Source organism: Rhodopila sp. (assembly GCF_965276935.1).
Lineage (GTDB): Bacteria > Pseudomonadota > Alphaproteobacteria > Acetobacterales > Acetobacteraceae > Rhodopila.
On record NZ_CBDIBS010000004.1, the window covers coordinates 1,066,757 to 1,091,108 of the forward strand.

Consider the following 24,352-nt stretch of genomic DNA (forward strand, 5'->3'; position numbering starts at 1 on the left):
ATGAAGTTCACCCTCTCCTGGCTGAAAACGCATCTGGAGACGGACGCGCCACTGGACCGCATCACCGACACCCTGACCCAGATCGGACTGGAGCTGGAAGGCGTGGAGGATCGCGGCGCCGCCCTGGCCGCGTTCCGCGTTGCCCATGTGATCGTGGCGTTACCGCACCCGAACGCCGACCGGCTGCGGGTCTGCACGGTAGACACTGGTGACGGCATCGTCTCCGTCGTCTGCGGTGCGCCTAATGCCCGAACCGGCATGAAGGCGGTATTCGCCTCGCCCGGCGCCTATATCCCCGGCACCGACATGACCCTGAAAGTCGGCGAGATCCGCGGCGTGCAGAGCGCCGGCATGCTGTTGTCGGCGAAGGAGATGGGTCTTGGCGACGACCACAGCGGCATTGTCGATCTGCCCGCCTCCGCCCCTGTGGGACTGCCTTATGCCCATTGGGCCGGTTTGGACGACCCGGTGATCGAGATCGGCGTCACCCCTAACCGCGGCGACTGCTTCTCGGTCCGGGGTGTGGCGCGCGACCTGGCCGCCGCCGGGATCGGCACGCTGAAACCGTTCGCGCCGCCGGTGGTCCCACCTGTCTTTGACGGCGGCCCAGCTTGGAACATCGCTTTTCCGGAGGCGTGTCCCTGGGTGCTCGGCCGCACGATCCGCGGCTTGAAGAACTCGCCAAGTCCGAAATGGCTGCAGGCCCGACTGACCTCGATCGGTCTGCGGCCGATCAACGCCCTGGTGGACATTACCAACTTTTTCACCTTTGACCTTGGCCGCCCGCTGCACGTCTATGATGTCGCGAAGCTGTCTGGCAACGTGCTTACCCTGCGCCGCGGCGCGGGGGAGACGATGCGCGCGCTGAACGGCAAGGACTACGTGCTGGATCCGGAGGACTGCGCGATCTGCGATGCCGCCGGCGTGCAGTCGATGGCCGGCGTGATCGGCGGCGAGGCCACCGGGTGCGACGAAGCCACCACCGCCGTCTTCCTGGAATGCGCGCTGTTCGATCCGATCCGCATCGCCCTGACCGGACGGCGGCACCAGATCGTCTCCGACGCGCGCCAGCGGTTCGAGCGTGGGCTCGACCCGGCGCTGATGCCGGCAGCGACCGAGGCTGCCACGGCGTTGATCCTGGAGCTCTGTGGCGGCGAGGCGGGCACCGTGACAGCGGCCGGTGGCGAGCCGGCCTGGCGGCGTGATGCAACCCTGCGGTTCGCCCGCGTGGCCAGTGTCGGCGGATCCGACATCCCGCCGGCCGAGGTGACGGCATCGCTGGAACACCTCGGCTTCGTGGTGCGGCAGCGGGACGCGCAGGCGGTGACAGTCGCCGTGCCATCCTGGCGGAACGACATCGCGGCACCCATCCTGCTGGATCAGTCGTCGACGCTCGATCCGGCCAAGGCCGAACGTGCGGCGGAGGGTTGCCGGGAGATCGAGGCCGAGAACGACCTGATCGAGGAGGTGCTGCGCCTGCGTGGATTGGACGCCGTGCCCCCGGTATCGTTGCCGCGCGCCGGTCCGGTGCCGCCGGCGACCCTGACGCCACGGCAGCAGCGGACCGCCGTCGTCCGCCGCACCCTGGCGGCGGCTGGCCTGATGGAGTGTGTGACCTTCAGCTTCATGGCTCAGTCCGAAGCGGCGCGCTTCGGCGCCACGCCAGACGCGTTGCGGCTGAGCAATCCAATCGCGGCCGACCTGGATCAGTTGCGGCCGACGGCGATTGCCACGCTCGCGCTGGCAGCGAAGCGCAATGCCGCCCGCGGGTATGCCGAGCTCGGCCTGTTCGAGATTGGACCCGCCTTCGCCGTGGATGCGCCGGATGGGCAGAAGCTGGTCGCGGCGGGATTGCGCGCCGGTTCGACGCCGCGAAGCTGGCTGGTGCCGCAGCGGCCGGCGGATGCAATGGACGCGAAGGCCGATCTTTGGGCGGCGTTCACTGCCATCGGCGTGCCGCTGGAGGCGCTGCAGGTGACCGCCGAGGCGCCTGCTTTTCTGCATCCAGGACGGTCTGGCCTGGTGCGACAGGGACCGAAAATCATCCTGGGCTACTTTGGCGAAATCCATCCGCGTCTGCTCACGGCGCTCGGGTTGCCCGGCCCGATGGTCGCGTTCGAGTTTAACATGGATGCGGTGACGGAGCCGAAGCGGCGGCGCAAGGCCGCGCCCGATTTGCCGGCATTCCAGCCAGTACGCCGCGACTTCGCCTTTGTCGTCGACAGCACGGTCGCAGCCGACAGCGTGATCCGCGCCGCCCGAGGCGCCGACCGGACCTTGATCACGGCGGTGTCGCTGTTCGATGTCTACGAGGGCGACAAGATGGCGGACGGAAAAAAATCCCTCGGCGTCGAAGTGATTTTTCAACCACGCGAACGTACGCTGACGGACGCGGAAATCGACACCGTGAGCCAGAAGGTCGTCGCCGCGGTGGCGAAAGCAACAGGAGCGATGCTGCGGTAGGTTGGCTGTCATCCAGGATTGCGATCACGATTGGCGGGTGAACGACTTGGCCGCGCAGATGGGTGATCCCGAAAGTCGTCTGCTGATGGTCCGACGTCCGGCATCGTCCGCGAAATTTAGACCATGATCGTTTAAGATTGCATCTTCGCCGGTGCCCGATCATGGTCTAACGCCTTGTTTGATCGCTTGATTCACGCCTTCTCGCTGGTCAGCCTAAAGCGATCACGCTCCAGAGGCCGGGTAACCAGGTGCAACGCGCTGACCCCCAAGGCGTTGGCAACGCCAGGAGGATGCAATCATGTCATACCTGTTTTCGGCTCTAGGTGCCGCGGTGACATTGGCCGCGGGCGACAAGCTTGTTGGCATGCGTGCCTACGAAGGCATGTTCCGCCATCTTGGCTGGTCGCGCGGCGAAATGCAGGCGGCGGCCGCGGCCGAGATGGCTGGCGGCCTGTTAATGATGCCGCATTCCACCCGCCGAATCGGCGGGGCGCTGCTAGCTGCAAGCTCGGCCGCCGTTCTGGCCAGCGAGATCAGTCACGGCGACACGAAACTGGCGTTGCCACGCGGGCTTATCCTGCTTGCCGCGCTAGCCGCGGCGGCAGGCGTCATGCGACCCGCATGAAGGCCTCTGCCCACCACGACTCAACGAGGCGGGTATGCCGCATCTGTCATACGGTCATTGCCAAAACTGGCTTTAGCCGCCAGTCCCTAGCGCGGCCCGCAGATCGCTGACCACCTTGTCCGCGGTTCGCTTTCGCCAGCGTACCCGCTGCCCGATCGGCGTGTTCTCTACCTCTGGCCAGACTTTCAGCGCGACAAGGACAGGCCCCGGCGCGGCCAGGATATTCGGCAACTCCCGGCTGAAGTCCCCAAGCACGGAAAAGCCGATCGCGCGTGGATAGCCGCTGGCCCGAGCGATCCCGGCGTAATCAACCTGCTTGGCGTTCGGTACCGGTTGGCCGCCGGTCGTCGCATAGACCTCGTTGTCCAGAACGAAATGGTAGAAATTCGCGGGTGCCTGCTCCGCAATCGTCGGTAGTTGCCCAAGACTCATAAGAAGGTCACCTTCGGAGTCGAACAGCACCACCCGGCGGTCCGGCCGCGCCAGCGCAAGTCCTAGCCCGAAGCCGGAGTGACCGCCCATCGCCGGATCACCCAACGGGATGTCCAGCATGGTATCGCTGATATCTATCCAGTGGCGGCCACCGCGACCGGAGATGACGATCGCGTCGCCCCGGTGTTCGGCAAACACCTTCAGCAAGTCCGCTGTGTGCATCATGCTGTACACCCTTGCTAGCGGTTAAAGCCGTGGTACTCGTCGCCGACCAGAACCACGACGGGCTGACGGGTTCGTTCGGCTAATTGGAACGCGAGTGTTATCCGCTCAGCATCGGCGTCGTTTTCCACCAGATAGAAAGGAATGTTGAACGCCATCAGGAACCGTTCGGTGTAGATCGCCACCGTATCGTTAACCACGCCATGACGCGTGTATCCACGGTAACCCACCATCAACACCACCGGCACGCTCAGTCCCATCAGCCAGCCGCGGATCGAATCACCTGATTCCAGCATGCCGGTATTCTGGATCAGCATCATCGGCTTGCGGCCACCCGCATACAGGCCGGCGGTGATCGAGCAGGCATGCCCCTCCCGCGTCACGCCCACCAGCCGCAGCGCGGGTTCGGCCCGCATCAACAGAAACAGCCAGTTGGTCTCGCTGTCCGGCAGCCAGACAACGTCGGTGACACCGTTCTGCCGCATCTGCCGCATCACTGTCTCGGGGCTTAGCGCCACCGTCGCCGCATCGTTCATGCCGGTCTTTCCTCATCGTATTTGTCGGCCCACCCGGCCCCAGCTAACATCATCCCAGCGAACAGAGCCAGGGGAGCGAGCCGAATGACCATGACATTCAAGGTCGGCGACATGACCGTCCACCGGATCATCGAGATGGAGCACGGCTTCACGCCGGCGCTGGAGTTCCTGCCGAAACTGACGCCCGAGATGCTGGCGGAAAACCGGTCCTGGATGAAGACGCCGATGGCGCTAGACGATGAGGACAAGCTGGTGCTGTGCTTCCAGTCCTATATCGTGCGCACCGACCGGCACGTCATCCTGGTCGACGGTTGCATCGGCAACGACAAGGATCGGCTGACACGCCCGCTCTGGCACATGAAGAAGGATAACGTCTTCATGCAAGGCCTGGCCGATGTCGGGCTGACGGTGAACGACATCGATTTCGTTCTTTGCACACATCTTCATGCCGATCATGTCGGCTGGAACACGCGGCTGGAAAATGGCCGCTGGGTGCCGACGTTCCCGAACGCGCGGTATCTGTTCTCCAAGACCGAGCTGGATTTCTGGCTGGCGGAGAACGACAAGAGCAACCTTCCGCCGATCGTCGACAGCGTCATTCCGATCCTGGAAGCCAAGCGTGCCGACATCATTCGCAGCGACCATTCCTTGAACGATCTGGTGTCACTGATCCCGACGCCGGGCCACACAATCGATCATTACGCGGTCACGCTTGGCAAGGGCGGCCATGACGGCGTGATCACCGGCGACCTGATCCATACGCCGCTGCAGGCGAAGTGGCCCGACCTAGCGATGCGGATCGACTACGATCCGCTACAGAGCTCGGCCACCCGCTGGAAGTTCCTGGAGACCTATTGCGACACCAACACGCAATGCTGTTTCGCGCATTTTCCGTCGCCGTCCCGCGGCTTGATCAAGCGGTGGGGCGACGGCTTCAAGTGCGAGTATATCAACGGCTGATCAGACACCCTCGACCAGCCTGATGTCGCGTTCGGCGCCGTCGCCAAGCGCGTCCAGGGCGGCCTTGTAGGCCGGGCTGTCGTGGGTGGCAGTGGCCTGCTCCAGGCTGTCGAACTCGACAACGACGGTACGCTGGTTGAGGCCCGCTTCGTAGGTCTTGGCCGGCATGCCGCGGACCAAGAACCGGCCGCCGCCGCCAGTGATCGCGGGGCCGGCAAGCTGCGCGTAGGCGGCGAGCTTGTCGGGGTTGGTGACGGCGCGGTAGGTGCCGATCCAGTATGTCTTGGCCATGGGGTCCCTCCTGATTGCGCCAGGAAGTTAGCATCCGCGGCGGACAGGCGACAACCGACGCCGCTTCTGCTACGGATACTCGGATGAGCATCGCCCTTCGCAAACCGATGACGGTCGCTGAATTCCTTGCGTGGGAGGAACGGCAGGAATTGCGTTGGGAATTTGATGGGTTTGAGCCGGTTGCGATGAACGGGGGCACGGTCGCGCACGAGATCATTGGCGACAACATCCGATTTATCCTGCGAAGCCATCTTGGCGGCGGTCCTTGTCGCGTCCACGGTCCCACCCTGAAGATCGAGGTTGCAGGCCATATCCGCTACCCGGATGGTTTCGTTATCTGCACGCCTGTTCCGGCCCGGGCGACTGTCGTGCGCGATCCGGTCATCGTGTTTGAAGTTCTCAGCGACAGCACGTCGCGCACGGACCGTATTGAGAAGCTGCGGGAATATCGTGCCGCGCCATCAATCCAGCGGTATGTGATCCTGGAACAGGACGCAATCGCAGCTATGGTCTTTGTGCGCAAGGACGGGGAGTGGGTGGTGGAGACGCTGACCATGGAAGACACGCTCCGCATGCCGGAGATCGACGTGCAGGTGCCAATGGCGGAATTCTACACCGGCATCGACCTCGTCGAACAGACCGCCGAGCAGACAGGCTAACGCGCTTCCATCCGGATATTCCCAAACGTATCAAGCCGTGCCGTCATTCCCTTCGGCACAAGGCAGGTCGCGTCATATTCCTGCACGATCAGTGGGCCGGAGACCGTCCCACTCAGGCGCGCCCGGTCGGTGACTGGCGTCTCTACCCATCCATCACCCGGAAACCACGCCCGCCGGCTGGCTGGCACGGTCTGAGCGAACGGTGAAATTTTGCTGGGCAACCGAGGCTGCTCGGGTAGTCCGCGCGCCATCACCGACAGACCCATCAGCTCGACCGGCTCCCCCGCCGGTGCGCGAAAGCCATATGTCCTCTCATGTTCCGCGGCAAACAGGTCCGCGATCAAGAACGGAGAAATATCGTCATCGGGCAGCGCCACCTCGATCTCGCTTGACTGTCCAGCGTAGCGCGCGGCCGCGGCGCGCTGAAACACCTGCCGTTCAACCGCGAAACCATCGCGTTTCAGGCGCTGCATACCCGCTTCCGTCAGCTCGGCGATGCTGCGGCTGATCCGCGCCGGATCGGCTTGGTCCAGCCGCACCCGGATGCTCAGGCGAGCATGATGTTCGGCGTCCGCGACCAGCAGTCCAAAGGCGCTGAACACGCCCGGCAGCGGCGGAATGATGATGCGGGAAATTCCCAGTTCCGCCGCGATGCCGGCGGCGAACAACGGCCCATTGCCGCCAAACGCCAGCATGGCGAACTGCCGCGGGTCGCGCCCACGCTCCACCGAAACCGCGCGGATTGCCCGCATCATGGTGGCGGAAGCCAGCCGCAGCATGCCATGCGCCGCCTCCTCGATCGAGCACTTCAACGGTCCCGTCAGATCCCGGGTAACCGCGTCGCGCGCCGCCTCCAGGTCCAGCCGCATGGCGCCCCCGGCCAGACCGCCTGGATCGAGATAGCCCAGCACCAGGTTGCAGTCGGTGATCGTCAGCGCTGTCCCGCCGCGTCCGTAACAGGCCGGCCCCGGATCGGCGCCGGCACTTTCCGGCCCGACTTTCGGCGCCCCGGCACTATCCAGTCGGCAGATCGAGCCGCCGCCGGCGCCGACTTCCGCCAGGTCGACCGCCGGCAGCTTCAGCATGTAGCCGGCGCCCACCAGCAGCCGCGAGCCGGCCATCACGCCGCCGCCGACCTCGATCGCCTCGGTGCGCAGCACTTCGCCATTTTCCACCAGCCCGGCCTTGGCGGTGGTGCCGCCCATGTCGAAGGTCACGATCCGGGCCTCGTCCAATCGGCGAGCCAGGGCGGCGCCGCCGACCACGCCGGCGGCCGGGCCGCTTTCAATGATGTGCGCCGGCGCATGCGCGGCGAATTCGGCGGACGCCAACCCGCCGTTGGACTGCATCAGTTGCAGCGGCGCCTCGATCCCCAGGCTCCGCAGCCGGGCATCCAGCGCGGTGATGTAGGCCCGCACGACAGGCTGAACGTAGGCATTGATGACGGTGGTGCTGGTACGCGGATACTCCTTGATCTCCGGCAGAATTTCGCTGCTGACGGAGATCGCGATCTTTGGCAGAGCAGCCTGGACGGCCCGCGCCACCGCCTGTTCGTGCGCCGGATTGGCATAGCTGTGCAGCAGGCAGATCGCGACGCTGACGACGCCTTCGTCGCGCAGCATCGCGACGACCGGCGCAAGACTGTCCATATCCAGTGGCACCGCGACGGAACCGTCCGGGCGCATCTTCTCGCTAACCTCCAGCCGCAGCCGACGCTCCACCAGAGCCCGCGGCTTGGTCCAGCCGATGTCGTACAGCACCGGCATGCGCAGGTCGCGGATTTCCAGGATGTCGCGAAAACCCTTCGTGGCGATTAGCGCGGTGCGGGCGCCCTTGCCCTCCAGCACGGTGTTCGAGCCGACCGTGGTGGCGTGCAGCACGTCCGTTACCCGCGCGGGCCCATCGGCCAGCAGCGCCTGCAGGCCGGCGACGATCCCCTCGCCATAGTCATGCGGCGTGGAGGCGATCTTCTGCGTTGTGACAATTCCATCGGCGCTGATCGCGACCAGATCGGTGAAGGTTCCGCCGATATCGACGCCAATTCGCAGGCTCATGCCGTGGGCTCCCAGGCCACGTCAGGCAGCGGCTTGCGGTCACGCCGCAGCCGAGCGCGCAAGGTTTCGGTGGCAGCCATGTTGATCACCGGCGGGTCGCCGTCGGCAACAACACCGTAGTCATGCGCCGCTGCCTCGACAGATACCAGGCCATCACGAAGGTCTCGTGCCACCAACGCCAGGTCGCGATCCAGCGCCGCGCCCCAACCGCCGGCACCCGGCAGTTCATGCCGGAAGATGTCGCCGCGCATCAAATTCATGGTGATCTTCGAGTGCAGTTTCGTCTCGCCTGGTCCAGGATTCATCACGTTCAGGCCAGGCGTGCCCGGGCCGCCGCCCCACAGGCCGTAAGGACGATGAGTCTGACGATCGGCGCGGACCTGCAGCACGCCTTCATCGGCCAGCATGCGCCAAGTCTTGCGCTGCGACATGCCGCCACGGAACCGGCCCGCGCCGCCGGTATCCGGGACGAATTCATAATCCAGCACCTCCAGCGGGTTTTCCGCCTCGATCACCTCCACCGAAAAGCTGGCCATGTTGGCGAACATGCAGGTGTTGCCATCCAGTCCGTCCGCCCAGGGCCGCCCGCCCCAGGCGCCCGAAATGAAGTCGACGTAGATGAAGGGGTTCAGATCCTTGTCGTAGCCGCCGACCGTCAGGCCGGTGTTGCCGCCGTCGGACGCGGCGAACACCCGATTCGGATAGAGTTGCGCCAGCGCGCCGAAACAGCAATCGGCGCCGCGAAAGCCGGTCAAGCCGCGCGCGGCGCAGGCGGCGGGCAGCTGGCCGTGCGTGATGGTGCCCAGCGGCGCGATGATCTTGATTGGCCGGAACACCCCGTCGTTGTTTGGCATGTTCACCGACAACACCGACTTCACCGCAGTGAAGCTCATGGCAGCCGTATAGCTAAGCGTATTGTTGATGGCCCCTTTTACCTGCGGCGCGCTGCCGGTCCAGTCGACCTCCATGGTGTCGCCATGCTTGCGAACGGTACAGACCAGCTTGATCGGCTTGCCCAGGTCGATCTGGTCGTCGTCGATCCAGTCGGTGAAGCTGGCTTCCCCATCCGGCAGTTCCAGCAGGCATTGCCGGGTCAGCCGCTCGGAGTAGTCCATCATCGCCACCATCAGGTCGCGGACGCCGTTCCCGCCGTAGCGCGCCACAAGGTCGGTCATGCCGCGCGCGGCGATCTCGCACGCCGCCAATTGCGAACGAATGTCGCCGAAGACGCGGCCCGGCAGGCGGACATTGCGCTCGATCATGCGGAACAGCGTGGCGTTGGGCTGGCCGCGCTCGTATAGCTTCAGCGGCGGGATGCGCAGGCCCTCGGCGTAGATTTCCGTGCTGTCGGAGGCGTTCGAGCCCGGCACGCGGCCGCCCACATCCGTATGGTGACAAATCGTCGCGGCATACGCGATTGGCTTGCCGCCAGAGGACGGCGGATTTGTGAACAGCGGCTTGAAGATGAAGATGTCCGGCAGATGCATGCCGCCGTCGTACGGGTCGTTGTTGATGAAGATGTCGCCCGGTTCGACATCATCGCCAAAATGCCTCAACACCGCCTGCAGCGCCACCGGAATCGAGCACAAATGCCCCGGCAGCGACAGACCCTGCGCCACCAGCCGGCCTTCCGCGTCGCAGATCGCCGCGCTGTAATCCATGATGTTTTTCAGCACGCCGGAATAGGCGGTGCGGTAGATCGTGAGGACCATTTCGTCGCCGATCGCCGAGATCGCATTGCGGAACAATTCTTCGGTGATGGGATCTGCCATGCTGCTGCTTCATCCGTCGTGACACCTGTATCCGACCACCGATGCGCTTTCGTGGCAACGCCCTGCGCGCTGTGCCATGTTCAGTCTCGTTTCCGTGATCGAGGCCCTCTTGGCATGTCGTCGCCATTATCGTTTCGTCGGACGTTCGGATGTGCTTTACTTGTCCTCCTGGCCGGTTGCGCGCCAAAGGTTGTCATCGACTGTGACCTGAAGATGGTCGCGCGAATGCCGCTAGAGGTGGAGGATCACCTGCTGGTCGTTCCGGCTGGCATCAATGGCGAATGGGTCAAGTCCCACGGTGATTGTTAGACGCCCGCGAACGCGTTGAAGACCCCCTATGCCCGTCGAAACGTTACCACCAACACGTCGCGGAACGCCGGTTGCGCGGGATCGACCGGTTCCACCGGCGTGACACCATGCATCACCCGCAAGTCGTCCACCAGGGCCGCATCAAGCGGTTCGGTGAGAGTAAAATGGCCCAATGGGGAACCAGCCAGATCGTGCACCGAGGTCACGCCGCTGGCGATGTTGCGGCGGTTGACCAGCAGCACCAGCACGTGATCCACACCATCGCGATGCAGGCCCTCCGGCGTCGGGCGGCCGGCCTCGCCATGCCGTGCTTCAATCCGAAACTGATGTATTTCCACGTGCCACGAGTGGCCCGGTGTCAGCCGGTCGAACAGGCCGCGGCAGAAGCCCAGGACGGCGGCCATGGAGGCGCCGGAGCCGATCGCCTCGACCACCGGCTCGAACCAGCGCTCGATGCCGCCGTTCAGCGTGTTGTAGTCGCGGCTCTGGTAGTGCGGCTGTGCCGGTTGCCGTACGATGCCGTCCGCGTTGGCATTGAACACGGCGTGGCGGCGCTTGCGGTAGCGCCCGCCGTCGGCCATGTAGGTGTCCCGCCCAAGGTCGTTCCAACTATCGGCGAATGCCTGCCAGTCCACGAGCGATCCGGCCTGTTCCAGCAGGCCGTGCATGGCCGGTGCCTGCACGAAGGTGTAGCCATCGGCTCGGATCTGGTCAGTTAGCTGCCTGAGCGTGTTCATGATCACCCCGCTGTTCCGCACCCTTTTCCGAGGAAGCATCAAAGGGAACCGGGGCGGAAAACTCGATTTTCTGTATGGGATTGTAGATCCCGATCCCAAGCTCCTGGAACCGTCGCTTCATGCGCCGATTGAACTCCCTTTGCACGGTCCATCGGCCGGTGTCTGTGCAGACGATCTGCCCGGCAATCGTGACACCGGCGCCATCCACCTTGTCGACTCCCCAGAGCTGCAGGTCGCTCAGCATCATCGCCGACAAGACAGCATCGTTGCGCATGTCGGCGCCGATCGCCAGCAGTTCGGCCGAGACGCGGTCGGTGTCCTCCTGATAGGCTACCACGACATTCACCGATGCGTTGCCCAGACCGCGGTTGACGTTGGTCACGCTGGTGACGGAGCTGAACGGGATCAGGTGAACCGATCCGTCACCGGCGCGCAGCCGGATGGTGCGGACCGAGAGCGCCTCCACCGTGCCGGTCAGCCCTGACACGGTAACCATGTCGCCGACCTGCATGGCGTTTTCCAGCAACAGGAAAATCCCGGTGATCAGATCCTGCACCAGCTTTTGCGAGCCAAAGCCGATTGCCACGCCGATGATGCCGGCGCCGGCGAGCAGCGGGGCGATATTGATGCCGATCTCGCTCAGCACCGCCAGGCCGGCGAGGACGGCGATGCCAATGAGCAGGCCGGTGCGCAGCAGCGGCAGCAAGGTGCGCAGTCGAGCGGAACGGGCCAACTGGGCTTCACGCTGAAGGCGGTCGAGGTGGTTGTGGATCGAGGCATTCACCGCTTCCCATGCGGAAAATGCCAGCACGATCGTCAGCAGGATCGTGCAGGCCGCGGACACGATGCGCAGCCCAAGAATGCTGCTGGTGAGCCAGATGAAGGTGTTCATGCCATAAAGCTGAAGCAGGCCCAGCACACACAGCAGGTAGATGGTAAACCGCAGTGCCGCCGCCACGACCGGATGATAGATGCGCAGGCGCCCGTCGATCATGGGGGAGATCGTTGTTTTGCCCGGCGCGGGCCGCATCGCGCGATCGACGATACCTAACAGCACCAGCAGGGTCAGTCTGGCGCCGATCAGCACCAGGGCGGTTATCGCGAAATAATGCAGCAGCGCGGTGAAGCCATGCGGGATCTCCACGGCCCACACCAGCCAGATGGCAACCAGGAAGAACAACGCGATCCAGTGCCAGACCGCTGCCAGGCGATTGCGCGCGGTGGCGATCAGGCCAGTCTGGCCCTCCGGCGCGCGTAGTGCCTGCCGCACGGCGAGACGCTTCTGCACGACGATGACCGCAAGGCAGATGTGCAGGACCAGGCCCACCGTCTTTTCCAGCAGATCGTGCGCGACCTGGGACAGGCCCAGCAGCAGCCCCAGCTCACCAACCGCGTAACCCAGCACCGCGATCAGGACCAGCCAGCGGGTCCAGCGCATGAGATAGGATGCCGTGCCGTCGGATAGGTGAAACAGCCGCAGGCGAGCCTCACCGGGAGAGAGCAGCATGCGCACGACACAAAGGATCGCCATGCTGATCGCATAGGAATCGATTACCGCCAGGATGCCCATCCGGATAACAGAATTGCCGCCGATGCTTGATCCGGCGACCAGATGACCAACGAGCAAAAGTCCCAGCACGGGGATGAGTTCGAGCAACAGGCGGGCGAGCACCACCGGCACCCGCCGCAGCAGGATCCAGGCGGAGGGCCGCGGCCGGGTGACGGGCGGCGGTTCGACCTCGCCCGCCTCCGCGGCGGCGACGCCCTCATCCGGCGTATCGTCATCCGGCATGTCCTCCGGCATGTCCTCCGTTAGGGCATCGTCCGGATTGGCTTCATGCTCGGTCTGGCGCGTCGCCGGCGCGGTGGCTTCAAGCGCCCGGATCGGCCGCCGCATGGCCCGTCTGAGTCCAAATTCGACCGCCGCGGCACAGGCCAAGGCGATGGCGAGCCGCCACGAGACGTCCACCAGGATGTGCTGCGCCATCGGATTTGTCGCCATCATCTCGGCCCAGCCGTAGAGCAGCGGCAGGCTTTGCACCGCGTCCAGCGCATCCTTCGCCTCGGTGCCAAGCTGATTGACGAAGGTGGAGGCGGAGACCAGAACCTGCGCGCCCAGACTGTCGGGCGCGAGAGGCAGGGTCAGTCCCTCGACCGTTGTCTGGATCGGCGGGGCGGTTGCGGGATGCGCGGTTCCCGATGCGGTGGTTGCCGTTGCAGCGGCGGCGCCACCGGATTGGGTATTGGCGGATTGGACCTTGACGATCGCACCCAGGGTCGCGGCGAACGACGCCCGCTTGGCCGGGTCGTTCAGAACGTCCAGCGCGGCACGGGCCTGTTCGGCGGAGATCGGCGGCAGGCTGGCATTCGGCGCGGTCGGCGCGGCAATCCCGATATGGCTGGTCAGGCCAAACACCAAGAACCCGCATATCAACAGGAGGCGGCGCATCATGCAGCGGTACGAACACGGAAGCCGGCGGAAGGTCAACGCCTATTCCCTGCTCATGGAGCAAGGCCCACTGCACAATCAACGCTGGCACCCCAGATCAGCCTCATGCACATGTTTTTCACGGTCTTGATGGGTGTCCTGCTGCTGGCCGTCCTCGGTGTGCTGATCGCCGGAATGGTGGGCATGGTGCGGGAAGGCGACCCCAGACGGTCAAACCGGCTGATGCAGTGGCGGGTTATCCTGCAGGGTGCCGCGATCCTGCTGTTTATCATTATGATGAGCCTCTTGCGGTCCTGATCCTCTGCCCCGACGGTGCCCTCGCGCCGGTGTTGAAGCTGGTTTGACACACGGAAATGGCGTCAATATGGTCCGCTTCCTGTTTCGCACCTGCGAACAAGACCGGCGCCGGTGTGGACAGAGGGGGGCCTGGAACCGAGGCGGCCGCCCTGTCGAACCATACGGCCTGCTGAAGCGTAAAGGTTGCAGTTCACCACGTCCCAGGAGGCCGCGCGGTTCCCCATGAAAATACTTGTCCCCGTCAAGCGGGTTGTGGATTACAACGTCAAGGTGCGGGTGAAGTCCGACGGCTCCGGCATCGAGACCGCAGGCGTGAAGATGTCGATGAACCCGTTCGACGAGATCGCCGTCGAGGAAGCGGTGCGCCTGAAGGAAAAGGGCGTCGCAACCGAAATCATCGCTGTCTCCCTGGGCGTGCCGCAATGCGCGGAAACGATTCGCACCGCGCTGGCGATGGGCGCCGACCGTGGCATCCTGGTCGAGACCGACGCCGACCTGCAGCCGCTGGCGGTGGCCAAGCTGCTGAAGGCGATCGCCGACCAGGAAAAGCCGACGCTGATTATCCTGGGCAAGCAGGCGATCGACGACGACATGAGCGCGACCGGCCAGATGCTGGCCGCTTTGCTGGGCTGGTCGCAGGGCACCTTCGCCAGCAAGCTGGCGATTGAGGGCGAAACGCTGACCGTGACGCGCGAGATCGATGGCGGGCTGGAGACGGTGGCGCTGACCCTGCCCTCCATCGTCACCACCGACCTGCGGCTGAATGAGCCGCGCTACGCGTCGCTGCCGAACATCATGAAGGCGCGCAAGAAGCCGATCGCCAACATGAAGCCGGCTGACCTGGGGGTTGACACGACGCCGCGGCTGACCGTGCTGAAGGTGTCGGAACCGCCGAAGCGCAAAGCCGGGCAGAAAGTGGGCTCAGTTGCGGAACTGGTAAGCAAGCTGAAGACCGAAGCGAAGGTAATCTGACAATGACGAGTCTGGTTCTTCTCGAATTCGACGAGTCCGGCATCAAGCAGCCGTCGCGCAGTGCGCTGGCCGCGGCGCAGACCCTGGGTGAGGTGCATGTGCTGGTAGCCGGCAGTGGTCTATCCGATGCCGCCGCGACCGCCGCGAAGCTGCCCGGTGTGGCCAAGGTCCTGGTCGCCGATGCGCCGGCGCTGGATCATTTGCTGGCGGAGCCGACAGCGGCTTTGTTGCTCGCTCTGGCGCCGGACTATACGCATGTGCTCGCGGCTACCACGGCTGTCGGCAAGAACGTCCTGCCGCGCGTCGCGGCGCTGCTGGACCTGCAGCCGATCAGCGATGTCGCCGAGGTGGTGGATGCCGATACGTTTGTCCGGCCGATCTATGCCGGCAACGGAATGGCGACGGTGAAATCCTCTGACGCGAAGAAGGTCATCACCGTGCGGGCCGCCAGCTTCGATCCGGTCGCCGCCGATGGTGGCAGCGCACCGATTGAGGCTGTCACCGTTGGTGACATGCCGGGCCTGTCCCGGTTCGTCTCCGCCGAATTGTCCAAGAGCGAGCGGCCCGAGTTGACCGCAGCCCGCGTGGTGATCTCTGGCGGCCGCGGCATGCAAAACGGCGAAAACTTCAAGCTTATTGAACCGATTGCTGATAAGCTTGGTGCCGCGGTTGGCGCCTCGCGCGCCGCCGTCGATGCCGGCTTCGTGCCTAATGAGTACCAGGTCGGTCAGACCGGGAAGATCGTCGCGCCTGAGCTTTATGTCGCTGTTGGGATCTCCGGTGCCATCCAGCACCTGGCCGGCATGAAGGACAGCAAGGTCATCGTGGCGATCAACAAGGATGAGGAAGCGCCCATTTTCCAGGTCGCCGATTATGGCCTGGTGGCTGATCTGTTCAACGCGCTGCCGGAACTGGCGGCGGAACTGGAGCGCGCCTGAATGAACATCGACGTCACATCCGCCGGCTTTGATACCGACAGCGCCGCCGGGTCCGATATCCGCTCGGTGGGCGTTGTCGGCGCGGGTCAGATGGGCAATGGCATTGCGCATGTCTGCACCCTGGCGGGCCTGGATGTGACCATAGTCGATATCAAGCCGGACGCCCTGAGCAAGGCTATGGCCACCATGGCCCGCAACATGGACCGCCAGGTCAATCGATCGCTGATCACCGCGGATGAGCGGGATGAGGCGCTGGTGCGGGTGAAGACCGCCACTGACTATGCCGCGCTGGCTGCAGCGGATTTCGTGATCGAAGCCGCGACCGAGAAGGAGGACATCAAGCGCCTGGTCTTCAAGTCATTGATTCCGAACTTGAAACCGTCCTGTATTGTTGCGTCGAACACGTCCTCGATCTCCATTACCCGGTTGGGCGCGGCGACCGACCGGCCGGAGAAATTCATCGGCATGCACTTCATGAACCCGGTCCCGGTCATGAAGCTGGTGGAAGTCATCCGCGGCATCGCCACCGATGAGCCGACCTTCCAGGCAGTGCTGGCGCTGGCACAAAAGCTAGGCAAGATCAGCGCGGTGGCCGAGGATTTTCCGGCCTTCATCGTCAACCGGATCCTGGTGCCGATGATCAACGAGGCGGTGTACGCACTGTATGAAGGCGTCGGATCGGTCGCCGCCATCGATACCTCCATGAAGCTCGGTGCCAACCATCCAATGGGACCGCTGGAACTTGCGGATTTCATTGGCCTGGATACCTGTCTGTCAATCATGCAGGTGCTCTACGAAGGCCTGTCGGACAGCAAGTACCGCCCGTGCCCGCTGCTGGTGAAGTATGTCGAAGCCGGCTGGCTGGGCCGGAAAACCGGACGCGGGTTTTACGACTACACCCACACGCCGCCGCGGCCGACGCGGTAATTTCACGCGGTTTCGCTCAAGCCGCCGCCGCGCGAAGCGGCGGCAGGCGGCGCGGTGATGGCCCAGGTAAGCCGCGCCAAGATGTTTTACCTCTTAGAGCATGATCGCCTGAGGCTGACCCAGTCAGAAGGCGTGAATCACGCGATCAAACAATGACTTAAAGCGCGCCTCCTGGGTCAACCTGATCCAATCGCGCTTTAAAGACCGGACCAATAAGGCATACCCGAGCACGACGTCAGATCTCGCCACGCGGCGCGAGTCGGCACATGATGGAGTCGTTCCATTCGCTTGATTGAAAAACCTTAGCAGTTCAATCCTTCCGGAAATGGTAGGTTCCCCAACTGCCCTCATCGAGGACATGAAGGAGCCGCGGAATGCTGATTGTTCTGGCCGTCATCGCGGTCGTTGTTCTTGTGATACTGGCACGATCTGTCCGCATTGCCTTCGAGTGGCAACGAGCCGTCATCCTGCGGCTCGGCCGTTTCCACAAGGTGAAGGGGCCTGGGATCTACCTGGTGCTTCCGTTCGTCGACTCAGTCGCCCAGGTCATCGACCTGCGCATCCAGACAACCACCATCACAGCCGAACAGGCGTTGACCCGCGATACCGTGGCGGTGGGCGTCGATGCGATCGTGTTCTGGCAGGTGGAAAACGCCGAAACCGCGGCAATCCGCATCGCCAATTATCGGGAGGCGATCGAGCGGGTGGCGCAGACAAGCCTTCGGGAGATGATCGGCGCCACGGACCTGTCCAGGCTGCTGTCGGACCGGCGTACCGCGGACGAGCAACTCCGCCAGACGATCACTGCCAAGACGACGAACTGGGGAGTGACCGCGCGCAGCGTGGAGATCAAGGATGTCGCGATCCCGCGGGAGTTGCAGGACGCCATGAGCATGCAGGCGCAGGCGGAGCGGGAGAAAGACGCGCGGGTAACCTTGGCATCGGCTGAACGGGCGATCGCGGAACAGATCCTGGAAGCGGCAAAGCTATATGGCAGCGACCCGAACGCGCTCAAGCTGCGTCAAATGAACCTGCTCTATGAGATGAACAAGGATCGGGGCACCACGGTGCTGATTCCGACAGACATGGCGATCAGCCTTGGGTCGGTGGTCGCCGTGGCCAGGACCGTCCAGAATGATCCGGGTCCCGGAGCCTGATCAGCTTACCCGATCAGAAAGTACTATCATCCGATCCGCCGCCGCTATCCCAGCTACCACTATCGCCACCGCTGGAGTCCCAGCTTCCGCTGTTGTCCGGTGGCGCCGGATCATTTCCGCCACCCGACTGATCCCAGGAACCATTGTCGACATAATCCTGATTACCAGCGGGTGAGCCCGCCGAAGCGCCGCTATCCCAGCTTCCGGTATCAACAGCATTCTGGCCACCAGTCGGATCTGCCCAGGGGCTGCCGCCTTGCGCTCCACCAAAGCCGCCGCCGAACTCGCCGCCTTGACGGGGTGAGAACAAGCCCATGAGCGCATTGCCGGCAACCATGCCACCCGCGACGCCGGCCGCGGTGGTCAACGCCGATCCAAGAAACCCGGAACCCTGGCGCGGCAACATGCCCTGCTGGTAGTTCGGCGGGTACTGCGGCGGGGGTTTCGGTGCCGATGCCTGATAAGACGGCCGCTGCGGTTGGCCGCCCTGGTTCCAGGCGCCACCTCCTTGCGGTGGCGCCGGCTGTTGGCGGTTGCCGCCGCCGAATAGGCCGCTAAAGAACCCGCCGCCGCTGCCTGACCCGGCTCCGGGTGGCGGCGCGGCCTGTTGCGCCTGCTGCAAAGCCTGCTGGGTCTGCTGCTGCTCCCATTCCAGCCGCTTGATGCGGTTCTGCGCCTCCACCAGAGCGTGTTCCTGCACGAAGGCGAGTTGTGTGATGCGGTAGCGTGCCTCGGGGTATTGCTGGAAAAGCTGCCCGATCAGCCCATCGGCATCCCGATCAACCGGGGGCAGCGCAGGTTGCGTCGCTGGAACCGAACCGCCGGCAAAACCCGATGGCGCGGCCGAACCACTGACCCGGGTGATGAACTGGCTGATGATATCGCGTTCTTCGTTCGTCATGTATGCCCCCTTTGGTATCCCCTCGCGGGTCGGTCAGTGGGTCATCCCCGGCGGGTTAAGACGGATTCGTTTAGCATATGGTATGTGGCGCCGATATGGGCATGGTTCAATGGTGCGCGGCCTTATGCCGGAGGATCGAGCGGCTTGCTTGAACAGCAGGAAGAGGTGACCGACCACCTGCCCGTCTAGATCAGCAACAAGCGCGCCTCCGCTGGTCTCCCCAACAAGCTGCCAAGCCACGGCGAGAAATTCCCTCGCCGCCTGATGATCCGTAACCCGATCTCCGGTTATCGAATCTTCATGCACATTCAGTCAGAGGAATTGCGCCACCAGGGCGTCATGATCGTCAGGCGTGGCAGGACGGATGAGGACTCCGACGGCTTGACCCAGTCGTTTGCCAAACCGACCGTGTCGACCGATCAGGGAGCGCCATTAAACGGAAAAATACTTTGCCCGCGGGTTCAGCACGACGATCGCGCTGGTCGATTGCTCCGGGTGAAGCTGAAACTCATCGGACAACGAGATGCCGATCCGTTCCGCCCCCAGCAGGTCCAGGATCGGAATTTGGTCCTCCACGCGCGGGCAGGCCGGATAGCCGAAGGAGTAGCGGCTGCCGCGATAGCCCTGTGCCAGCATCTTCTCCATGTCACGGTCGTCCTCGCCGGCGAAACCGAGTTCAGCGCGGATGCGCTTGTGGACGTACTCGGCCATTGCCTCCGCCATCTCCACCGACAGGCCGTGCAGGTACAGATAATCCTGGTAGCGGTTATCCTCGAACCAGATGCGGGCGGTGTCGGAGGCTTTCTGGCCGACCGTCACCACCTGCAGCGCGATCACGTCGCGTTCGGCGTCGTCGATGTCGCGGAAGAAGTCGGCGATGCATTCACCATCATCTTTCGGCTGGCGTGGCAACAAGAATCGAGCCAGCTCGGTGGTGCCGTCCTGTGCGAAGATGATCAGGTCGTTGCCCTGGCCGGCGGCCTTCCAGTAGCCGTAGGCGGCCTGCGGCTTCAGGATGTCCTGCGTGTCGCACAAGGTCAGCATGCGGCGCATGATGGGCCGCAGTTCCTGCTTTGCCCAGCCGAGGAAGTCGTCCAATGAACGGCCCTGTTTCCGGAATCCCCACTGGAACTGGTACAGGCTCCGCTCATTGACGAAAGGCACGATCGCCTTGGGGGCCGATTCAACTATGCGGGCGCCCCAGAACGGCGGCTCGATCACCGGCAGGTCGCAGGTCATGCGATGGCGCCTGCTTCGTACCGCCGCGACATCAACGGGACGGAAGGCCCGTGTGTCGGCCTGACCAAGGGTGCGCGCGGTATTGCGGGCCTTGCCGCTGCGCTTCGACTGGATTGCCGCCAGGTAGTCGTCGAAGCCGTTGCCGGTGACCTTGTCCATCAGATGCAGCCCATCGAACGCGTCGCGGGCATAGGCGACTCGGCCGGAGGCATACGCCTGGACGCAGGCATCCTCCACGTAATTCCGGGTCAGCGCGGCGCCGCCCAACAGGACCGGGATCTCCACGCCCTGGCGCGACATCTCCTGCAAGTTCTCCCGCATCACGACGGTGGACTTCACCAGCAGGCCGGACATGCCGATGGCATGGGCGTGGTTGTCCTGCACCGCTTGCAGCATGTCCGCCAATGGCACCTTGATGCCAAGGTTCACAACACGATAGCCGTTGTTGGTGAGAATGATATCGACCAGGTTCTTGCCAATGTCGTGCACGTCGCCCTTCACCGTGGCCAGGACGATGGTGCCTTTCTCCTGACCCTCGACGCGCTCCATCATCGGCTCCAGGTAGGCGACGGCGCTCTTCATCGTTTCGGCGCTTTGCAGCACGAACGGCAACTGCATCTTGCCGGCGCCGAACAGGTCGCCGACCACCTTCATGCCGTCGAGCAGCACGTTGTTGATGATGTCCAAGGGTGCGAGGGTCAGCAGCGCCTCGTCCAGATCGTCGGTAAGACCCTTGCGGTCACCATCAACGATGCGGTCCTTCAGACGGCCCTCGGCGGTTTCGGCGCGTTCCTTCTTGACCGCGTCGGCGGCCTTGCGGCCGGCGAACAGTTCCAGCAGTTTCTGCAGCGGGTCATAGCCTTCGCGGCGGCGGTCGAAGATTAGGTCCTCGGCGACCTGCCTTTCCTCCGCCGCGATCAGGTGCAGCGAGCGGATCTTCGAGACATGCACGATGGCGCCGCTCATGCCGGCGCGCATGGCGTGGTCCAGGAACACCGAGTTCAGCACGGCGCGGGCCGCCGGGTTAAGGCCGAAGCTGACGTTCGACAGGCCCAGGATGATCTGGATGTCGGGAAATGCCGCCCGGATCGCGGCGATGCCTTCCAGCGTCCACTGCGCGAGCTTCCGGTCATCCTCGTTGCCGGTGGCGATGGTAAAGGTCAGCGGGTCGATCAGCAGGTCGGACTGCGCCAGGCCGTGCTGGTTGCAGGCGAAATCGACCAGCCGGCGGGCGATACGCAATTTTTCATCCACCGTCTTCGCCATGCCGACCTCATCGATGGTCAGCGCGATCACCGCGGCGCCGAAGCGTTTGGCCAGCACCAGCCGGTCAGCGGCGGCCTTCTCGCCGTCCTCGAAGTTGATCGAGTTGATAATCGGCTTGCCGCCGTGCAGCTTCAGCGCGGCCTCCAGCACCGGAGTTTCAGTACTGTCGATGACCAGCGGACTGTTCACCGAGGCGGTGAAGCGGCGAATCACCTCATTCATTTCGGACATCTCGTCGCGGCCGACAAAGGCGGTGCAGATGTCCAGCGCGTGCGAACCTTCATTGATCTGCTCGCGGCCCATGGCGACGCAGCCGTCCCAGTCCTGCGTCTCCTGCAGTTCGCGCCACTTCTTCGATCCGTTGGCGTTGCAACGCTCGCCGATGGCGAAGATCGCGTTCTCCTGCCGCAGCGGGACGGCCTGGTACAGGCTGGCGACCCCGGGTACCCACACCGGCTTGCGGGGGATCGGCGCCGGCCGGAAGTTTCCTCGGTTGCGCAACATCGCATCCAGCGCCTCGATATGGCCGATGGTGGTGCCGCAGCAGCCGCCGATCAAGTTGACGCCATCTTCCGCGATAAATCGTTCAAGCCACGTGGCGAGGTCGGCGGCGCCCAGCGGATAATGCGTGTGCCCATCCACCAGCTCGGGCAGGCCGGCGTTGGGCTGCACCGAGATCAGCCCGGGCCAGTTCGCCGCCAGCCAGCCGACGTGTTCGGCCATCTCCTGCGGGCCGGTGGCGCAGTTCAGGCCCATGAGCGGGACATCCAGCGCGCCGATCACCGCCGCGGCGGCGGCAATGTCGGGCCCGACCAGCAGCGTGCCGGTGGTTTCCACAGTGACCTGGACGAAGACCGGCGTGTCGGTGCCGGCCGCCCGACGGGCAATCTTGGCGCCATTGACCGCGGCCTTGATCTGCAGCGTGTCCTGGCAGGTCTCGATCAGGATCGCATCGACGCCGCCGGCGATCAGGCCGCGGCATTGCTCGGCCAATGCGGCTTCCAGAGGATCGTAGGCGATGTTGCCCAGGCTGGGCAGTTTCGTGCCGGGCCCGACGCTGCCAATGACCCAGCGCGGACGATCGTCGGCGAAAGACTCAGCGGCTTCGCGGGCCAGTTCGCCGGCGATCTTGTTGATCTCGAAGGCACGGTCGGCCAAGTCGAACTCGCCCAGCGTGACCGGCGAGCCGCCGAAGGTGTTGGTTTCCACCATGTCGGCGCCGGCGGCGAAATAGCCGCGGTGGATCTCTCGCACCAAGTCGGGGCGGGACAGCACCAAGACATCAGTGCAGTTCTCCCGTCCCCAATAGTCTTTCTCCACATCCAGGGTCAGTGCCTGGACGCGGCTGCCCATGCCGCCGTCGCACAGCAGCACGCGATCGCGCAGGGCATCGAGCAAATGGGGACGAGTCATGCTGGGACTGCTTTCAGAAGGCGCTTTCGAGGGCGTCGGTGGTGACGGCAACCGGGGCCGCTCCGGTTGCAGGCCAAATCCGCACGGCAAGCGGACCCAGAATCGTAAGAGAGGCTGTCGGATTCAAGCCGAGAGAGGCGAACAGGCGGTTGACGGTTTCATCGGAAAAGCCGGACCAGCGATGGGCGAGACGAGCGGTGAGTTCCTGGCGGTCGTGAGCGGCGAGATCGATCAGCAGCAGCCGGCCTCCTGGGCGCAGCACGCGGGCCGCTTCGGCCAGCACGAGGGCAGGATCCTCGGCATGGTGCAGGACCATCTGCAGCACGACGATGTCATAGGACCGGTCGGGCAGCGGCAGGCGATACATATCCGCCAGGCGAACCGCGCAATGCGTGAAGTCGGGGCCGGCAAGTCTGACGCGGGCCAGGGCGAGCATGGCTTTGGACGCATCCACGCCGAGCGCCTGCCTGACGTGTGGGGCGAGCAGTTCCAGTACTCGGCCGGTGCCGGTGCCGATGTCCAGCAGGCGACCGCCGCCCAGGCCGCTGCCATCGTGCGGTTGCACCAGCGACAGCAGGGCCGCTTCCACCGCCTGGGCTGGTAGGTCCAGCGCCCGCATCTCGTCCCAGTCGGCACCCTGACGCCGGAAACTCTCCGAGGCAATGCGGGCGCGTTCGGCCAGCACCCGCGCGGCCTGACGGCAATCAGCCTCCAGCACCGGGTCGTCCGAGGGCAATTGGGCAATCAGGGCGCGACCCAAAAGGCCATTATGCGCGCCACTGTCGCCAGCAGGCTGAGTGAACCAGACATTCGCCCCTTCCCGCACCCGGTCCAGCAGCCCGCAGTCGCACAGCAGCTTCAGGTGGCGCGACAAGCGTGGCTGCGACTGGCCGAGGATCTCGGTGAAGTCCATGACGCAGAACGCCCCGCGCGCGGCGAGGGCGAGCAGACGCAGGCGGGTCGGTTCGGCGGCGGCGCGCAGCCCGGCGAGGAGCATATCCATGATCGGTGCTCAATGACATAAAGACATCCTTATGTCCAGATATGCTTTGATCAGAAGCGGTCCTCCGAGCTGCCCTTGCCGGCTGGCAGCGTCCGCAGGCGTTCCAGCACGGCGGGTACGTCGTCCAGCACCTCGAACAGATCGCGGCAGGCGGGATCAGCGAAGCCTTGGACGATGGCTTGGTCGATGGTGGCGACCAGAGGTGCCGCCCATCCGGCTATATCGCACAGCAGGATCGGCTTGTTGTGCAGGCGAAGCTGCCGCCAGGTGATGATCTCGAAGGTCTCGTCAAAGGTGCCGAGGCCACCGGGCATGGTCAGGAACGCGTCCGATTCCTGGTACAGGCGGAACTTGCGAATGTGCATGCTGTCGGTGACGACCATGTCCTGCGCGCCTTGATGGGCAACCTCGAGCTGCTTGAGGAAGTCCGGGATCACGCCCAGCACCGTGCCGCCGGCTTCCAGCACGGCGTCCGCGATGACACCCATGATGCCAATGCGGCCACCGCCGTAGACCAGGCGAATGCCGGCGTTGGCCAGACCGTGGCCGAGCGCACGCCCCGCCTGGGCGTACGCCGGGTTGAAGCCAACGCGGGAGCCGCAGAACACGGCGAGTGAGTGAATGGCCGACATGATTATCCTTCTAGCTAAGCTTTCAGTCTGTTCCGCCGCCGCCAACTCTGCTAGCGGATCATTATGGCGGTGCAGCATTGTAATCCGCTGGTGCTACA

Annotated in this window: 20 protein-coding genes; 9 read left to right on the forward strand and 11 right to left on the reverse strand. The window is 64.3% G+C overall.

Features of this window, described 5'->3' with window-relative positions; translation table 11 throughout:
- Together pheT and ACQY4S_RS21170 are read left to right on the forward strand one after the other, a co-directional pair.
- Positions 1–2,463, forward strand: coding sequence for a phenylalanine--tRNA ligase subunit beta (gene pheT / locus ACQY4S_RS21165; RefSeq protein WP_428487176.1), 2,463 nt, complete (start codon positions 1–3; stop codon positions 2,461–2,463).
- Positions 2,464–2,761: 298 nt separating this feature from the next.
- Positions 2,762–3,088, forward strand: coding sequence for a hypothetical protein (locus ACQY4S_RS21170; RefSeq protein WP_428487177.1), 327 nt, complete (start codon positions 2,762–2,764; stop codon positions 3,086–3,088).
- A gap of 72 nt (positions 3,089–3,160) precedes the next feature.
- Here the strand turns inward: ACQY4S_RS21170 and ACQY4S_RS21175 are convergent, their stop codons facing one another.
- Together ACQY4S_RS21175 and ACQY4S_RS21180 are read right to left on the reverse strand one after the other, a co-directional pair.
- Positions 3,161–3,745, reverse strand: a complete 585-nt coding sequence (locus ACQY4S_RS21175) for a thiamine pyrophosphate-dependent enzyme (protein ID WP_428487178.1) — start codon at positions 3,743–3,745, stop codon at positions 3,161–3,163.
- 14 nt (positions 3,746–3,759) lie between these two features.
- Complete coding sequence (locus ACQY4S_RS21180) at positions 3,760–4,278, reverse strand: hypothetical protein (RefSeq protein ID WP_428487179.1); 519 nt, start codon at positions 4,276–4,278, stop codon at positions 3,760–3,762.
- An 84-nt stretch (positions 4,279–4,362) separates the two neighbouring features.
- On the opposite strand from ACQY4S_RS21180, the gene ACQY4S_RS21185 reads away from it, so the two are divergent.
- Positions 4,363–5,238, forward strand: coding sequence for an MBL fold metallo-hydrolase (locus ACQY4S_RS21185; RefSeq protein WP_428487180.1), 876 nt, complete (start codon positions 4,363–4,365; stop codon positions 5,236–5,238).
- On the opposite strand, the gene ACQY4S_RS21190 is transcribed toward ACQY4S_RS21185, so the two are convergent.
- Entirely contained in the window at positions 5,239–5,529 is a 291-nt protein-coding gene (locus tag ACQY4S_RS21190; RefSeq protein ID WP_428487181.1) for a DUF1330 domain-containing protein, read from the reverse strand.
- A gap of 83 nt (positions 5,530–5,612) precedes the next feature.
- Between ACQY4S_RS21190 and ACQY4S_RS21195 the strand changes: the two genes are divergently transcribed.
- Positions 5,613–6,188 carry a Uma2 family endonuclease gene (locus ACQY4S_RS21195; RefSeq protein WP_428487182.1) on the forward strand — a complete coding sequence of 192 codons (576 nt, stop codon included), beginning with the start codon at positions 5,613–5,615 and terminating at the stop codon, positions 6,186–6,188.
- Here ACQY4S_RS21195 and ACQY4S_RS21200 read toward each other — a convergent pair.
- The 4 genes from ACQY4S_RS21200 to ACQY4S_RS21215 all read right to left on the reverse strand — a co-directional run bounded on the left by ACQY4S_RS21200 (position 6,185) and on the right by ACQY4S_RS21215 (position 13,476).
- A complete protein-coding gene (locus ACQY4S_RS21200; RefSeq protein ID WP_428487183.1) occupies positions 6,185–8,242 on the reverse strand; it encodes a hydantoinase/oxoprolinase family protein in 2,058 nt (685 codons plus the stop codon). The genes ACQY4S_RS21195 and ACQY4S_RS21200 overlap by 4 nt on opposite strands.
- On the reverse strand, positions 8,239–10,014 hold the full coding sequence (locus ACQY4S_RS21205; RefSeq protein WP_428487184.1) for a hydantoinase B/oxoprolinase family protein: 1,776 nt from the start codon (positions 10,012–10,014) through the stop codon (positions 8,239–8,241). The genes ACQY4S_RS21200 and ACQY4S_RS21205 overlap by 4 nt, the downstream gene beginning before the upstream one ends.
- Positions 10,015–10,349: 335 nt before the next feature.
- Positions 10,350–11,060, reverse strand: a complete 711-nt coding sequence (locus ACQY4S_RS21210) for a 2OG-Fe dioxygenase family protein (RefSeq protein ID WP_428487185.1) — start codon at positions 11,058–11,060, stop codon at positions 10,350–10,352.
- Positions 11,035–13,476, reverse strand: coding sequence for a mechanosensitive ion channel domain-containing protein (locus ACQY4S_RS21215; protein WP_428487186.1), 2,442 nt, complete (start codon positions 13,474–13,476; stop codon positions 11,035–11,037). Before ACQY4S_RS21215 ends, ACQY4S_RS21210 begins: the two co-directional genes overlap by 26 nt.
- Before the next feature lie 144 nt (positions 13,477–13,620).
- On the opposite strand from ACQY4S_RS21215, the gene ACQY4S_RS21220 reads away from it, so the two are divergent.
- The 5 genes from ACQY4S_RS21220 to ACQY4S_RS21240 all read left to right on the forward strand — a co-directional run bounded on the left by ACQY4S_RS21220 (position 13,621) and on the right by ACQY4S_RS21240 (position 17,800).
- Positions 13,621–13,806 carry a twin transmembrane helix small protein gene (locus ACQY4S_RS21220; RefSeq protein ID WP_428487187.1) on the forward strand — a complete coding sequence of 62 codons (186 nt, stop codon included), beginning with the start codon at positions 13,621–13,623 and terminating at the stop codon, positions 13,804–13,806.
- Between the two features lie 222 nt (positions 13,807–14,028).
- Complete coding sequence (locus tag ACQY4S_RS21225) at positions 14,029–14,778, forward strand: electron transfer flavoprotein subunit beta/FixA family protein (protein WP_428487188.1); 750 nt, start codon at positions 14,029–14,031, stop codon at positions 14,776–14,778.
- Positions 14,779–14,780: 2 nt separating this feature from the next.
- The gene (locus ACQY4S_RS21230) at positions 14,781–15,716 is read left to right on the forward strand and encodes an FAD-binding protein (RefSeq protein ID WP_428487189.1); all 936 of its coding nucleotides are present in this window, start codon (positions 14,781–14,783) and stop codon (positions 15,714–15,716) included.
- Positions 15,717–16,643: a 3-hydroxybutyryl-CoA dehydrogenase gene (locus ACQY4S_RS21235; protein WP_428487190.1), complete on the forward strand. Its 927-nt coding sequence runs from the start codon at positions 15,717–15,719 to the stop codon at positions 16,641–16,643.
- Positions 16,644–17,017: 374 nt separating this feature from the next.
- Positions 17,018–17,800: a slipin family protein gene (locus ACQY4S_RS21240; protein WP_428487191.1), complete on the forward strand. Its 783-nt coding sequence runs from the start codon at positions 17,018–17,020 to the stop codon at positions 17,798–17,800.
- Between the two features lie 13 nt (positions 17,801–17,813).
- On the opposite strand, the gene ACQY4S_RS21245 is transcribed toward ACQY4S_RS21240, so the two are convergent.
- From ACQY4S_RS21245 to ACQY4S_RS21260, 4 genes are all read right to left on the reverse strand, one after another.
- The gene (locus ACQY4S_RS21245; protein ID WP_428487192.1) at positions 17,814–18,701 is read right to left on the reverse strand and encodes a DUF2076 domain-containing protein; all 888 of its coding nucleotides are present in this window, start codon (positions 18,699–18,701) and stop codon (positions 17,814–17,816) included.
- A 432-nt stretch (positions 18,702–19,133) separates the two neighbouring features.
- The gene (metH, locus tag ACQY4S_RS21250; RefSeq protein ID WP_428487193.1) at positions 19,134–22,619 is read right to left on the reverse strand and encodes a methionine synthase; all 3,486 of its coding nucleotides are present in this window, start codon (positions 22,617–22,619) and stop codon (positions 19,134–19,136) included.
- Between the two features lie 13 nt (positions 22,620–22,632).
- Positions 22,633–23,622, reverse strand: a complete 990-nt coding sequence (locus ACQY4S_RS21255) for a metalloregulator ArsR/SmtB family transcription factor (RefSeq protein ID WP_428487194.1) — start codon at positions 23,620–23,622, stop codon at positions 22,633–22,635.
- Between the two features lie 50 nt (positions 23,623–23,672).
- On the reverse strand, positions 23,673–24,254 hold the full coding sequence (locus ACQY4S_RS21260) for a TIGR00730 family Rossman fold protein (protein ID WP_428487195.1): 582 nt from the start codon (positions 24,252–24,254) through the stop codon (positions 23,673–23,675).
- Positions 24,255–24,352 lie beyond the last annotated feature (98 nt).